The sequence below is a fragment of the Micromonospora sp. U21 genome, from assembly GCF_018070045.1.
In the GTDB taxonomy this organism is placed as follows: Bacteria; Actinomycetota; Actinomycetes; order Mycobacteriales; family Micromonosporaceae; genus Micromonospora.
The window spans coordinates 42,073-55,289 of record NZ_JAGPYK010000002.1 but is presented as its reverse complement, the minus strand read 5'-3'; the positions used below and the strand labels follow the sequence as shown (position 1 = coordinate 55,289).

General features: G+C 74.5%; 12 protein-coding genes. 6 read left to right on the top strand and 6 right to left on the bottom strand.

The features are described 5' to 3' along the window. Positions 1-9: 9 nt before the first annotated feature. From KBX63_RS02975 to KBX63_RS02965, 3 genes are all read right to left on the bottom strand, one after another. Complete coding sequence (locus tag KBX63_RS02975; RefSeq protein ID WP_307871587.1) at positions 10-1,548, bottom strand: aspartate aminotransferase family protein; 1,539 nt, start codon at positions 1,546-1,548, stop codon at positions 10-12. A 95-nt stretch (positions 1,549-1,643) separates the two neighbouring features. Further along, complete coding sequence (locus KBX63_RS02970; RefSeq protein WP_210907773.1) at positions 1,644-2,501, bottom strand: siderophore-interacting protein; 858 nt, start codon at positions 2,499-2,501, stop codon at positions 1,644-1,646. Between the two features lie 4 nt (positions 2,502-2,505). Then, positions 2,506-3,537 (bottom strand): ABC transporter substrate-binding protein, encoded by a 1,032-nt coding sequence (locus tag KBX63_RS02965; RefSeq protein WP_210907771.1) that lies wholly within the window; start codon positions 3,535-3,537, stop codon positions 2,506-2,508. 246 nt (positions 3,538-3,783) lie between these two features. On the opposite strand from KBX63_RS02965, the gene KBX63_RS02960 reads away from it, so the two are divergent. The 5 genes from KBX63_RS02960 to KBX63_RS02940 are packed head-to-tail and all read left to right on the top strand — an operon-like array spanning position 3,784 to position 9,226. After that, entirely contained in the window at positions 3,784-4,734 is a 951-nt protein-coding gene (locus KBX63_RS02960; protein ID WP_210908516.1) for an iron chelate uptake ABC transporter family permease subunit, read from the top strand. Further along, on the top strand, positions 4,731-5,759 hold the full coding sequence (locus KBX63_RS02955; RefSeq protein ID WP_210907769.1) for an iron chelate uptake ABC transporter family permease subunit: 1,029 nt from the start codon (positions 4,731-4,733) through the stop codon (positions 5,757-5,759). The genes KBX63_RS02960 and KBX63_RS02955 overlap by 4 nt, the downstream gene beginning before the upstream one ends. Positions 5,760-5,788: 29 nt before the next feature. Beyond that, positions 5,789-6,613 carry an ABC transporter ATP-binding protein gene (locus KBX63_RS02950; protein ID WP_210907767.1) on the top strand — a complete coding sequence of 275 codons (825 nt, stop codon included), beginning with the start codon at positions 5,789-5,791 and terminating at the stop codon, positions 6,611-6,613. Then, positions 6,610-8,664 carry a penicillin acylase family protein gene (locus tag KBX63_RS02945; RefSeq protein WP_210907765.1) on the top strand — a complete coding sequence of 685 codons (2,055 nt, stop codon included), beginning with the start codon at positions 6,610-6,612 and terminating at the stop codon, positions 8,662-8,664. Before KBX63_RS02950 ends, KBX63_RS02945 begins: the two co-directional genes overlap by 4 nt. Then, positions 8,654-9,226: a GNAT family N-acetyltransferase gene (locus KBX63_RS02940; RefSeq protein WP_210907756.1), complete on the top strand. Its 573-nt coding sequence runs from the start codon at positions 8,654-8,656 to the stop codon at positions 9,224-9,226. Before KBX63_RS02945 ends, KBX63_RS02940 begins: the two co-directional genes overlap by 11 nt. Before the next feature lie 18 nt (positions 9,227-9,244). On the opposite strand, the gene KBX63_RS02935 is transcribed toward KBX63_RS02940, so the two are convergent. The 3 genes from KBX63_RS02935 to KBX63_RS02925 all read right to left on the bottom strand — a co-directional run bounded on the left by KBX63_RS02935 (position 9,245) and on the right by KBX63_RS02925 (position 11,852). Further along, the gene (locus KBX63_RS02935; RefSeq protein ID WP_210907754.1) at positions 9,245-9,862 is read right to left on the bottom strand and encodes a bifunctional 4-hydroxy-2-oxoglutarate aldolase/2-dehydro-3-deoxy-phosphogluconate aldolase; all 618 of its coding nucleotides are present in this window, start codon (positions 9,860-9,862) and stop codon (positions 9,245-9,247) included. Then, positions 9,859-10,896, bottom strand: coding sequence for a sugar kinase (locus KBX63_RS02930; protein ID WP_210907752.1), 1,038 nt, complete (start codon positions 10,894-10,896; stop codon positions 9,859-9,861). Before KBX63_RS02930 ends, KBX63_RS02935 begins: the two co-directional genes overlap by 4 nt. An 86-nt stretch (positions 10,897-10,982) precedes the next feature. Then, a complete protein-coding gene (locus tag KBX63_RS02925) occupies positions 10,983-11,852 on the bottom strand; it encodes a S1 family peptidase (protein WP_210907750.1) in 870 nt (289 codons plus the stop codon). Positions 11,853-12,029: 177 nt separating this feature from the next. Between KBX63_RS02925 and KBX63_RS02920 the strand changes: the two genes are divergently transcribed. Next, a complete protein-coding gene (locus tag KBX63_RS02920; RefSeq protein ID WP_210907748.1) occupies positions 12,030-13,208 on the top strand; it encodes a low temperature requirement protein A in 1,179 nt (392 codons plus the stop codon). Positions 13,209-13,217 lie beyond the last annotated feature (9 nt).

The window sequence follows — 13,217 nt, the reverse complement described above, 5'->3', positions numbered from 1 at the left end:
TCGCCAGCATCAGCCGACGTGGCAGGTCAGGTCGGCGGCGGTGTGCTCGAGCACGTACCGGCCGGCGTGGGCGGCGATCAGTTCGAGCACGTGGTCGACGTCGTCGACGGTCGTGGCCGGGTTCAGCAGGGTGAACTTCAGAAAGTGCCGGCCGTCCACCCGGGTCCCGGCGACCACCGCGGCACCGGAGGCGGCCAGCACCTCCCGGGCGTGCAGGTTGGCCGCGTCGGCCAGCTCCCGGCCCGGGCCGGTGGGCAGGTAACGGAAGACCACCGTGCTCAGCTCGGAGCGGGTCACCACCTCGAAGCGGGGATCCTCGCTGACCAGTTGCCAGGCGTCGGCGGCCCGGTCGATCACCTCGTCGAAGAGCGCGCCGAGCGCGTCCGGACCCATCACCCGCAGGGTCAGCCAGAGCTTCAGTGCGTCGAAGCGGCGGGTGGTCTGGAGGCTCTTGTCGACCTGGTTGGGGATTCGCTGCTCCACCATCCGCGCCGGGTTGAGGTAGTCGGCGTGGTAGGTGGCGTGCCGCAGCACCCGCCGGTCGCGGACCAGCAGCGCGCTGGAGCTGACCGGCTGGAAGAACGACTTGTGGTAGTCGACGGTCACCGAGTCGGCCCGCTCGATGCCGTCGAGCAGGTGCCGGCGGGTCGGCGAGACCAGCAGCCCACAGCCGTACGCGGCGTCCACGTGCAGCCAGACGCCGGCCGCCGCGCAGACGCCGGCCAGCTCGGCGATCGGGTCGATGGAGCCGAAGTCGGTGGTGCCGGCGGTGCCGACGACCGCCATGACCACCAGCCCGGCCTGCCGGCACCGGGCGATCTCGTCGCGGACGGCGGCGGGCCGGATCCGTCGCTGCGGGTCGGTGGGCACCGCGATCACCGCGTCCGGGGCCAGGCCGAGCAGCTTGGCCGACTTCTGCACGCTGAAGTGACCGGCCGCGGAGGTGAGCACGCGCAGTCGGGGCAGCAGGTCGGCGCGGGCCGCCGGGGTGGTCGCGGCGAGGCACGCCTCCTCCCGGGCCAGCAGCAGCGCCTGGAGGTTCGACTGGCTGCCGCCGCTGGTGAAGACGCCGTCGGCGTTGGGGCCGAGGCCGATCCGCTCGGCGGTCCAGTCGATCAGACGCCGTTCGATGAGGGTGGCCCCGGCACTCTGGTCCCAGGTGTCCAGGGAGGAGTTCACCGCGGTGAGCACCGCCTCGCCGAGCAGCGCCGGGATGGCCACCGGGCAGTTGAGGTGGGCGAGGTAGCGGGGGTGGTGGAACCAGACGGCGTCGCGCAGGTAGACGTCCTCCAGCTCGTTCAGGGCGGCGTCGGCGTCGCCCAGGGGGCGGTCCAGGTCGACGCGGTCGACCACGGGGGCCAGCTCGGCCGGGGTGATCCCGGTGCCGGGCCGGTCCACGGTGGCCACCCGGCGGGCGACCCGGTCGACGCCGTCGGCGAGTGTCCGCCGGTACTGCTCGACCGAGTCGCCGTGCAGCAGGTGGGCCCGCGCGGCGGCGGGAGCCGGTGGCGGCACGGTGGTCTCGACGGGGTACGTCGGCACGGTCACGGGATGTCCTCCACGTTCTCGACGATGGGCAGCCGGAACCCTCCCCCGGCGCGGTCGGGCGCCGGGGGCCGTGCTGCCTTCGGATGGTTCGCCGCTCAGGCGGTGGCGCCGGCCAGCGCCTCGGCGCGCAGGTCCTCCTCCGAGAGCCCGCGCCGCCAGTAGCCGGCGAAGGTCACCCGCCGGCGGTCGATGCCCCGCTCGCCGACCAGGTGCCGGCGCAGCGCCCGCACCGCCCCGGACTCGCCGGCGATCCAGGCGTACGGGGTGCCGGTGGGCAGACGGGCGGCGCTGACCGCGCTGACCAGCAGGTCACTGCCGGGTGGGGTGCTGCCGCGCACGATCCAGCGGATCTCCGCTTCCGCGGCGGTGGGCAGCTCGGTGATGTCGGCCGCGGCCGGCACCTCGATCCAGGCCCGGACCCGGGTGCCGGCGGGCAGCCAGGCCAGGATGCCGGCGGCGGCCGGCAGCGCGGTCTCGTCGGCGGCCAGCACCACGAGGTCGGTGCCGTCCGGGGGACGGAAGCAGACGCTGCGGTTGTCCTCCACCGAGGGGCCGAGCAGCAGCACCCGGTCGCCGGGGGCCGCCCGGTCGGCCCAGCGCGAGGCGGGGCCGGTGTCGCCGTGGCTGACGAAGTCGACGTCCACCTCGACGGCGGCCGGGCGGTGCTCCCGGATGGTGTACGAGCGCATCACCGCGCGCACGTCCGGCGGGAGAGCCCGCCAGGCGCCGAACCAGTCCTCGCCCAGCTCGACCGGGACCACCGGGGCGTCCTGCCCCGGGTGCGGCAGGAAGAGCGACACGCTCTGGTCCCGGCCGCCACCGGCGAAGTCGACCAGCTCCGCGCCGCCGAGGGTGACCCGGATCAGCGAGGCCCCGACCCGGCGGGCCCGGACGACGTGCGCGGCGTAGAAGCGGTACTGCAGGGCGACGGGTTCGACGGTGCTCGCGGTCATGGCGTCAGCTGACCTTCTTCGCGTTCCGGATGGCGGTGGCGAGGTTCTCCAGCAGCGGCGCGGAGCCGGCGTACGAGAAGCGGGGCACCGTGTCCCACGGGGTCACCTGGTTGGCCTTGACCGCCGGCAACTGCTGCCAGGTGGGCTTGGCGGTGAGGTCCTTGGGCTGCAACGCGGTGCTGCGGTTGTCCAGCAGGATCAGGTCGGCCGGGAACTTACCGGCGTTCTCCCAGCTCAGCGCCTCGAAGTAGTCGCCGGCTTCGAGCTTGGTGGGGACGACGATGTCCACGCCCAGCTCGGCGAAGTACATCAGGTCGGTGCTCACCTTGGGGTTGGAGACGTAGAACAGGTCGGGGCTGCCGGAGCAGGCCATGACCTTGATCCCCGGGTTGGCCTTGACCGCCTGGCGGACCGCCTCGGCGCCGGCCTCGAAGCGAGCCTTCGCGTCGGTGACCTTCTTCGCGGACAGGTCCGCGCCGAGAGACTCGGCCAGCGCGGCGTACCGCTCGATCGGCTTGGTCATCGGCACCCGGGCGGTGGTGATCGCCACACTCGGCGCCAGCGGCAGGATCTTGGCCTTGCTCTCGTCCGGCACGTACCAGAGCGCGTCGGGGTCGTACATGTGGGTGACCAGCAGCTCGGGGCGCAGGGCCGCGTACTTCTCCAGGCTGAACTCGCCCCACACGTTGCCGAGGATCTCCACGGCTTCAATGTTCAGGTCGCCGGCCTGCGGTTCGGCCGTGCCGTCGGCGCGCTTGGTCTCACCGAACACGCCGACGAGCTGCTTGTCGAGACCGAAATCGATCAGGGCGGCAGCCACCCCCGTGAAGGCCACCACGCGGGTCGGACGAGCCGCCGCCTCGATCTTCTGGTTGCGGTCGTCGGTGAACGACCACGGGCCACTTCCGTTGCTGGCAGCGGGCTTCGCGGTGTCGTCCTTGCCGCAGCCGGCGAGCAGGGTGGCCAACGTGGCGGCGCCACCGGCGGCCAGCAGGCCGCGACGGGAGAGGCGACGAGCGGACAGAGCATCGGGCATGGTGTTGTCTTTCGATCAGGGGATGGCCGGGGTCGACCAAGACAGCGGGGTTAGGTTAGCCTAACCTCGTTCGTTGTCAACAGCGGTACGTCGTGTCGCCACACCCCGGAGCCCACACTGGACGCCACACCCTCCGTCACCAGACCGGCACGAATCGTTCCGGTCGGTTTGGCGGCACCACCCCCCGGACCACCGCCGGTGCGGCGCGGTCGCCAGGCGGCCCGCGCCGCCGGCCTGATCGGCGCCGTGGCGCTGCTCGGCGTGGTCCTGCTGCTCAGCATCGCGGTCGGCGCGAAGGCCATGCCACTCGGCGACGTCTGGTCGGGGTTGCTGCACCGCGACGCCGCCGAGTACGCCGTGGTGCACCGGATGCGCCTGCCGCGCACCCTGCTCGGGCTGATCGCCGGCGCGGCCCTCGGGGTGGCCGGCGCGGTGATGCAGGCCCTCACCCGCAACCCGCTCGCCGACCCCGGCCTGCTCGGCATCAACGCCGGCGCCTCCGCGGCCGTCGCCACCGCCGCCGCCTTCCTGGGCGTCACGGCCATCGGCGGGTACGTCTGGTTCGCGCTGCTCGGCGCGGCGGTGGTCACCGCGCTGGTCTACGCCGTGGGTGGCGGGCGCGGCGCCACCCCGGCCCGCCTCGCGCTGGCCGGCGCGGCGCTGAACGCCACCCTCTACTCGTACGTCAGCGCGGTGATGCTGCTGGACACCGCCTCGCTGGAGCGGCTGCGGTTCTGGACGGTCGGCTCACTGGCCAGCGCGGACTCCGCGACCGTCACCCGGGTGCTGCCGTTCATCCTGGTCGGCCTGCTGGTCGCGCTCGGCGCCGCCCGCCCGCTGAACGCCCTCGCGCTCGGCGACGACGCGGCGCGCGCCCTGGGCGCCCGACCCGCGCTGATCCGGGCCGCCGTGATCGTCGCGGTCACCCTGCTCTGCGGCGCGGCGACCGCCGCCTGCGGTCCGATCGTCTTCGTCGGGCTGCTGGTGCCGCACCTGGTCCGCGCCCTGACCGGCCCCGACCTGCGCTGGCTGCTGCCGTACTGCGCGGTGCTCGCGCCGGTGCTACTGCTCGGCGCCGACGTGCTGGGCCGGGTGCTGGGCCGACCGGGTGAGCTCCAGGTCGGCATGGTCACCGCGGTGCTGGGCGGCCCGCTCTTCCTCTGGCTGGTCACCCGCGGACGGGTGGCCCACCCATGACCGTCATCCGTACCCCCGGCGGGCTCTCGCTGCGCTTCCGCCCCCGCGCGCTCGTCGTCGGCGCCGGTGCCGCGCTGCTCGCCGCCGGGCTGGGTCTGGTCGCCGTGGGCAGTGGCGACTACCCGATGAGCGCCGCCGACGTGCTGCGCACGCTGACCGGCGGCGGCAACCCCGCCGAGCAGTTCATCGTCGGCGAGCTGCGGCTACCCCGGCTGGTCACCGCCCTGCTGGTCGGCGCCGCTCTGGCGCTGGCCGGCACCGTGTTCCAGTCGCTGGTGCGCAACCCGCTGGGCAGCCCCGACGTGCTCGGCTTCACCCAGGGCGCGTCGACCGGCGCGCTGGTGGTGGTCGTCCTCGGCGGCGGCAGCCTGGCGCTGGCCGGCGCGGCCCTGGCCGGCGGGCTCGGCACCGGCCTGCTGATCTACGCGCTCGCCTGGCGGCGCGGGGTGCACGGCTACCGGCTGATCCTGGTCGGCATCGGCGTCGCCGCGATCCTCACCGGGGTCAACGGCTACCTGCTGACCCGGGCGCCACTGATGGACGCCGCCCGCGCGGTGCTCTGGCTCACCGGCAGCCTGGACGGGCGGGGTTGGGCCAACGCCGGGCCACTGCTCGCCGTCAGCGCGGTGCTGGCGCCGCTGCTGCTCATCGGGTGCGCTCCGGCGCTGCGAATGATGGAGTTGGGCGACGACACGGCCAGCGCCCTCGGCGTGCCGGTGCGCCGGCTGCGCCTGATGCTGCTCGCCGCCGCGGTGCTGCTGGTCTCGTTCGCGGCGGCCGCCGCCGGGCCGGTGTCCTTCGTGGCGCTCGTCGCACCGCACGTGGCGAAGCGGCTGACCCGCGCACCCGGCCCGAACCTGGTGCCGTCGATGACGGTCGGCGCGGCGCTGCTGGTCGGTGCCGACCTGCTGGCCCAGCGGGCCTTCACCGGGCACCAGCTCCCGGTCGGTGTGGTGACCGGGGTGATCGGCGGCGGCTACCTGGTCTGGCTGCTGGCCATGGAACGCCGGGCGGGTCGGCTGTGAACACCCGCGACGCCCTCGAAGGAGCACCCATGCACCCCGGCAGTTCCCGGCTCGGCGGCACCGCGCTGACCCTCGCCTACGACCGGCGCGCCATCACCGAGGACCTGACCGTGGCGGTGCCCGACCGGTCGTTCACGGTCATCATCGGCCCGAACGCGTGCGGCAAGTCGACCCTGCTGCGCGCCCTGTCCCGGATGCTGCGCCCGACCGCTGGCGCGGTGCTGCTGGACGGGCGGGACATCCACGACGTGCCCGCCCGGAAGGTGGCCCGCACCCTCGGCCTGCTGCCGCAGACGTCGATCGCGCCGGACGGGATCAGCGTCGCCGAGCTGGTCGCCCGGGGCCGGTACCCGCACCAGGGACTGCTGCGGCAGTGGTCACGGGAGGACGAACGGGTGGTCGAGGAGTCGATGGCCGCGACCGGGGTCGCCGACCTCGCCGACCGGTCGGTGGACGAGCTCTCCGGCGGCCAGCGGCAACGGGTCTGGATCGCCATGGCGCTGGCCCAGCAGACCCCACTGCTGCTGCTCGACGAGCCGACCACCTACCTCGACATCGCCCACCAGATCGAAATCCTGGACCTCTGTGCCCGGCTGCACGAGGAGCAGGGGCGGACGCTGGTCGCGGTGCTGCACGACCTGAACCACGCCGCCCGCTACGCCACCCACCTGATCGCCATGCGCGACGGGCGGGTGGTGGCCGCCGGCGAGCCGGCCTCGGTGGTCACCGCCGACCTCGTGGCCGAGGTGTTCGGGCTGCCCTGCCGGGTGATCGACGACCCGGAGACCGGCACCCCTCTGGTCATCCCCGCCGCCCGGCGCCGGGCCACCGTGCCGGCCCCGGAGCCGGCGTGACCGCCCGGCGGTTCCGCGACCGGTGGGGCGTGCCGCACCTGCGGGCCGGCGACCCGCTCGCCCTGGCAACGGCGCAGGGCCGGGTGACCGCGTACGACCGGGCCTGGCAGATCGAGGTGGAACGGCACCGGGGGCAGGGCACCAGCGCCGCCTTCCTCGGCGCTGACGCGCTCGGCTGGGACCGGTTCGCCCGGCAGGTCCGGCTCGACGACACCGCCCGCCGCTGCCACGCCGCGCTCGACCCGGAGACCGCCGCCTGGGTGGGCGCCTACGTGACCGGGGTGAACGAGGGCCTCGCCGCCGGGGCGGCCCGGACGCCCGAGTTCGCCGCCACCGGGTTGGCCCCGGGCCGGTGGCAGCCGTGGACGCCGCTGGCGGTCTGGCTGGGCCACCACATCCTGTTCGCCGGGTTCCCCACCAAACTCTGGCGCGAGCACGTGGCGAGCCGGCTCGGCCCGGCCGCGATCGACCTGTTCGCCACCGATGGGCCGTCCGTCGCCGGCAGCAACGGATGGCTGCTCGCGGCCGAACGGACCGGCACCGGGGCCGCGCTGCTCGCCGGCGACCCGCACCGGTTCATCGAGGATCCGGGCGTCTACCAGCAGATCCGGCTGGCCTGCCCGGAGTACGACGTGGTCGGGCTGGCGATGCCGGGCGTGCCGGGCATCGCGCACTTCGCGCACACCGGCGCGGTGGCCTGGGCGATCACCAACGCGATGGCCGACTACCAGGACCTGTACGCGGAGCGGCTGCGCCGGCAGGGCCCGGTGGTCGAGGCGCTCGGCCCGGACGGCTGGCGACCGGTACACACCCACGTCGAGACGATCGAGGTGGCCGGGGCGGACCCGGTCGAGGTCGAGGTGGTGGAGACCGAGCGGGGCCCGGTGATCGCCGCAGGGCCGGACGGGTCCACCGCCATCAGCCTCCGCTACCCACCCCGCGTCCGCGCCGAGCTCGGCTTCGCGGCGCTGCCGGAGCTGCTGCGAGCCCGGAGCGTGGCGGACGTGGACCGGGCGCTGCGGCACTGGGTGGAGCCGGTCAACGTGGTGCAGGCGGCGGACACCGCGGGCGGGCTGCTGCACCGGGTCGCCGGCGCGGTGCCGGTGCGGGATCCGGAGAACGGCCGGGGGGTGGTCCCGGCCTGGCGGGCCGAGCACGCCTGGCGCGGCTGGTACGCGCCGCTGCCCCGGGCCGAGGTGGCCGGCCGCGCGGTGATGGCCAACGAGCGGGGGCTGGCGGCATCGCTCGGTGTCGAGTTCGCCCCGCCGCACCGGGCGCGCCGGATCGCCGAGCTGCTCGACGCCGGCCACGACTGGACGGCCGAGCGGCTGGCCGCCGTGCACACCGACACGTACCTGGCGTCGGCCGGTCCGCTGCTGGGGATCCTGGCCGGGGTGACCGGGCTCGGTCCGGATGCCGGCGCGCTGCGTGAACGCCTGCTGCGCTGGGATCGGCGGATGGCCGCCGACAGCACCGACGCCGCGGACTTCGCCACGCTGCGGGCGGCCGTCGTACGCCGGCTGGCCGCCCACCCGGCGCTGGCCGAGCTGGCCGAGCCGCCGGCGTACCCGGACGTGTTCGCGCCCTGGTTGGCGCTGGCGTCGCGGGTCGGCTACGCGCTGGAGCACCTGCTGGGCACCGCCCGGTTGCCCGGCCTGGACGTGGCGGCGCTGGTCCGCGCGGCGGCCGAGGAGGTCACCGGCGCGGCGGACGGGCAGGTGCGTTGGGGCGACCTGCACCGGCTGGCGCCGTGGCGGGCGCTGCCCGACCCGGACGCCGGCCCCGGCCCCCGGCTGGCGGGCGACCACGACTGCGTGCTGTCCACCTCCAGCGTGCCCGGGGTGACCCACCGGTGCTTCCGGGGGCCGGCGGCGCGTTTCGTCTGGGACCTGGCCCGGCGGGAGGACAGCCGCTGGGTGGTCCCGCTGGGCGCCTGCGGGCCGCCCGGCGACCCGCACCACGACGACCAGAGCCCAGCCTGGCTGGCCGGGGAGCTGTTGCCGGTGACCACGGACTGGGAGCAGCTCACCGAGGAGCGAGATGGGCACTGACGCGACGGCCGCCGACCCGCATCACTACCGGCGGGACGTTCCTGGTTTCGGGTTGGTGACCATCCGGCCGGTGTTACCGGACGAGGACGTCGACCTGCTGCACGCCTGGGTCAGCCAGGAGCGGGCTCGGTTCTGGGGGATGCGCGACGCGAGTCGTGAGCGGGTGCACGAGATCTATGCGTACCTGGACTCGCTGGCCACCCACCACGCGTACCTGGTGCACCGCGACGGCGTGCCGGTGGCGCTGGCGCAGACCTACCAGCCCGAGGCCGACCCGGTCGGCGAGCGCTACGACGTGCGCCCCGGCGACGTCGGCGTACACCTGCTGATCGGGCCACCGGTGACGGTCGAGCGCGGCTTCACCGGCACGCTGTTCGGCGCCATCCTCGAATTCGTTCTCGCTGACCCGGGCCGGCTGCGGGTCGTGATGGAGCCGGACGCCCGCAACGACAAGGCCGTCGACCGGCTGCTGCGCACCGGGTTCCGGCCCGGCCCGCTGATCGACCTGCCGGAGAAGCGGGCCCGGCTGCTCTTCCTCGACCGGCCGGCGCCGACCGGCTGACGCCGGGCAGCGACCCGGTCAGCGGGCGGGCACTGCGCGGGTGACCAGCTCGGACAGCCGGTCCAGCTGGTCGGGGTCGGCCAGCGCCGAGCCGACCGCCACCACCCGCACGCCGGCGTCGAGGAACGCACCGGCGTTACCCGCGTCGAGGCCGCCGGTGGCGACGAAGCGCAACTGCGGCAGCGGGCCGGCGACCGCCTGGAACCAGGCCGGCCCGAGGGAGATCGCGGGGAACGCCTTGAGCCAGGTGAGGCCGTGGCGCAACGCCTGCTGTGCCTCGGTCGGGGTGGCCACGCCGGGCAGGTGTGGCAGGCCGCGCGCGGCGGCGGTGTCGGCGACCGCGAGATCCAGGCCGGGTGCGACGGTGAATGCGGCCCCGGCGTCGGCCGCCGCCGCGACCTGCTCCATGTCGAGCACGGTGCCGGCGCCGACGATCCGGCCGCGCTCACCGCCCGCCTCGACGGCCGCGCGCAGCGCCGGCACCGCGTCGGCGGTCGCCACCGGCACCTCCACCACGTCGATGCCGAGGTCCCAGGCCCGGCCGGCGAGCCGGACGGTCTCCGCCACCGGCAGGCCGCGCAGGATCGCCATCACCCGGGCCGTGCCGAAGACCTGGTCGAAGTCCGCTGTGGTCATGGTCCACTCCATCCGGGATCGCGGGCGGTCAGGTCCAGCGGCGACCAGGTCTCGACGGGGGCGTCGAGCAGCACATCGAACCAGGCCCACGGCGGCAACGGGGCGTTGTCGCCGCTGCTGGCCAGCGCCTGGGCCGCGACCAGGTGCCCCAGACGCAGCCGCCGTACCGTGTCGAGGTCGCGCAGCAGTCCGACGAGATAGCCAGCGGCGAACGCGTCTCCGGCGCCGACCGGCTCCACCACCGCCACCCTGGGCGCCGGGACGAAGACCGGCTCGGCATCGCGGCACAGGGCGGTGGCCCCCACCGCGCCGTCCTTGACCACCACCGTCTCCGGCCCTGGCAGCAGCCGGCGCACCGCCACCGGGTCGGCGGTGCCCCACAGGGCGTCCGCCTCGTCCTGGCCGACGAAGACCAGGTCGCTGCGGTCGGCGAGGTCACGCAGCACCGGCGCGGCCCGGTCGGCCGGCCAGAGCCGGGCCCGGTGGTTGACGTCGAAGCTGACCAGCGCGCCCGGCAGCGGCCGGTCGGTCACCGCGTGCTCGGCCAGCGCTCGGCAGGGGGCGGAGAGCGCGGGGGTGATCCCGGACAGGTGCAGCACCCGGGCGCCGGCCAGCCGCTGGTCGGCCAACGCGCCGGGGTCCATTCGGGAGGCGGCCGAGCCGGCCCGGTAGTAGTGCACCTCGGTCGCCACCGCGCCCGGGTCCTTGACGTACAGCCCCGTCGGGGCCGCCGGATCCACGGTCACCAGATCGACCCGGACGCCGGCGGCGGCGACATGTCGCACGACGGTCCGACCGAAGGGGTCGTCGCCGACCCGGCTGACCCAGGTCGCCCGGTGCCCGAGCCGGGCGAGGTAGCCGGCCACGTTGGACTCCGCGCCGCCGACCGAGACGGCGACCCGTTCGGCGTGCTCCAGCGGCTCGCCCGGCGCGGGACAGAGCACCACCATGGTCTCCCCCACCGTGGCCACCTCGACCGACGGGAAACCGGCCGGGATGGTCGCGGGGTCGGGTCGGGCGTCGGGGGTCGGCACACGTCCTCCGGGCGAGGGTTCGGGGTGCGCCGAGCCTAGGCGCGTCGCGCAGCACGAGCAACCCGTCCCGCCCCGCGCGACGAGGGTCAGGGCAGGGTCAGCCCGTACGCGGCCAGCACCTCCCCGATCGGCTGGTAGTAGGTGGTGCCGCCGGAGGTGCAGTTGCCGCTGCCGCCGGAGAGGATGCCGATGATGGTGCCGGTGGCCGCCACGTAGAGCGGCCCGCCGCTGTCCCCCGGCTCCGCGCAGATGTTGGTGCGGATCAGGCCGTAGACCACGTCGCCGCCGGCGTAGTTGACGGTCTGGTTGAGGCCGGTGACGGTGCCGCAGCGCACCCCGGTGGTGGCGCCACTGCGGCACACCGCCTGACCGACGTACGCGCTGCCGGCGCCGTGGATCGTCAACAGGCCGGGGTAGGTGTAGACCGCGCTGGGGTGGGCGATCCGGCCGGTGTAGCGGATCAGGCCGTAGTCGTTGCTGGGAAAGCTGGTGGCGGTGCGGGTGCCGAGCACGGTGGTCTGCGCGCTGTCCGCGTACCAGGTGCTGGCGACGGCGGTGCAGTGCCCGGCGGTGATCACGTAATAGGTGCTGCCGCCGCGCACGTTCGCGCCGAGCGAGCAGCGGCCGCCCCCGCCGTAGATGGCCTGTCCGGCGGCGATCAGGGTGCGCAGCGTTCCGGGTTCCCGGCGCAGCAGCGCGCCGGCCCGCTCGGCCACCGTCCGCAGCTGCGCCATCTGGGCGGGGGTCACGGTGTCGCCGACGGTGAGGGTCATCCGGCCGGTGGCCGGGTCGTGGCCCCAGGCGGTGCCGGGAGTGCGTACGCCGGCCAGCGCGGCCGCCGGGTCGGCGGCGGGTGCGGCGGAGGCGGCCCGGTCGGGGACGGCGGCCTGCGCCGCGCCGGGCGCGACGAGCAGGAGTGCGGTCAGGACAAGGGCGACGAGCGGGCTGCGGCGCATCCGAACCTCCGAATAGATCGAGATATATGGATACCGTCAAGCATCGCCCGGCGGCTGTCGCCATGGCAACCACGTCCGGTCGTTCGGGTGACCAGGGGTGGGCGGGAATCGTCGATCCGGGGACGGGCTGCGCCGGTGCCGCCGATAATCCTCGAAGGATGCGGCGGGAGGCCGGGCATGACCACCGGAGGCACTGCGGCGCTGGTACGCCGCCCGGAGGGATCGGCCCGGGCCACCCTGCTGGAGCTGCTCTTCGACGTGGTCTTCGTGGCCGCCCTCGCCATGGTCTCGACGCTGATCGCCGAACGTGAATCCTGGACCGGCGCCGCGGAGGTGCTGCTGACGCTGACGGCCATCTGGTGGACCTGGTCGATCACCTCGACCACGACGGAGTTCTACGACCCGGATCAGCGCCCGATCCAGGTCATCCTGATGGTGGCCATGGTGGGGTCGGTGGGGATGGCGGCGGCGCTGCCGATGCTCTCGGCCGGGCACGCGCTGGTGTTCGCGATCGCGTATGTCACCACGCACGTGGTGCGCGGCATCGTCCTGACCACCTCGTTGCACCGACAGCGGCACCAGGAGGCCATGGAGCGCGCCGCGCGGTTCCTGTTCTGGTTCGTCGTCTCCGGCGTCTTCTGGGTCACCGGAGCGCTGACCGGCGCACCGGACTGGAGGCTCTGGTCCGTCGCGATAGCGATCGACCTGATCGCCGCGGCGGTCCGGTACCCGACGCCCTGGCTGGGTCAGGTGCCCATCGAGCAGTACGACCGGACCACCGGGCACCTGGCCGAGCGGTACCAGCAGTTCATCATCCTGGCCCTCGGCGACATCATCCTGGTGCCCACCCTGGAGGTCAGCCGGAACCAGTTCGACCGCTTCCGGCTCACCGCCCTCTTCTGCGCCTTCGCCATCATGCTGCTGCTCTGGCAGGTCTACGTCTTCCGGGCCAACCAGTTCCGGTTGGCCGGGACCGAAGCGAGGCAGGCGTCCCGACTGGCTCCGTACACCCATCTGGTGATGCTGGCCGGCGTGATCGGCACGGCGACGTCGTTCGACCTGGTCGTCGCTCAGCCGACCGGAGCGACGCCGGTGCGGTGGCTCATGCTGATCGTCGGCGGTCCGCTGCTGTTCGTGCTCGGGCGCACCCTGTTCACCTGGTTGGTGACCAACAACGTGCCGTGGCGGCGGTTGGCCTGGCAGCTTCCGGCGCTGCTGGTGCTGCCGTGGGCCGGCGGCTGGCCGCCGCTGTTGGTCACCGTGGTCGTGGCGGTCGGCCTGGCCGGTCACATCCTGACCCCCGGCGCGGGCCGGGAGACCAAGCCGGGGCTGGAGCGGCGACGAACCGACGATTGACCCGCGACC

Bases quoted from the DNA above. Each gene is read 5' to 3' on its own strand.
- KBX63_RS02965 (WP_210907771.1), bottom strand. From the start codon at position 3,537: ATGCCCGATGCTCTGTCCGCTCGTCGCCTCTCCCGTCGCGGCCTGCTG.
- KBX63_RS02955 (WP_210907769.1), top strand. From the start codon at position 4,731: ATGACCGTCATCCGTACCCCCGGCGGGCTCTCGCTGCGCTTCCGCCCC.
- KBX63_RS02970 (WP_210907773.1), bottom strand. From the start codon at position 2,501: ATGACCGCGAGCACCGTCGAACCCGTCGCCCTGCAGTACCGCTTCTAC.
- KBX63_RS02920 (WP_210907748.1), top strand. From the start codon at position 12,030: ATGACCACCGGAGGCACTGCGGCGCTGGTACGCCGCCCGGAGGGATCG.
- KBX63_RS02940 (WP_210907756.1), top strand. From the start codon at position 8,654: ATGGGCACTGACGCGACGGCCGCCGACCCGCATCACTACCGGCGGGAC.
- KBX63_RS02925 (WP_210907750.1), bottom strand. From the start codon at position 11,852: ATGCGCCGCAGCCCGCTCGTCGCCCTTGTCCTGACCGCACTCCTGCTC.
- KBX63_RS02935 (WP_210907754.1), bottom strand. From the start codon at position 9,862: ATGACCACAGCGGACTTCGACCAGGTCTTCGGCACGGCCCGGGTGATG.
- KBX63_RS02950 (WP_210907767.1), top strand. From the start codon at position 5,789: ATGCACCCCGGCAGTTCCCGGCTCGGCGGCACCGCGCTGACCCTCGCC.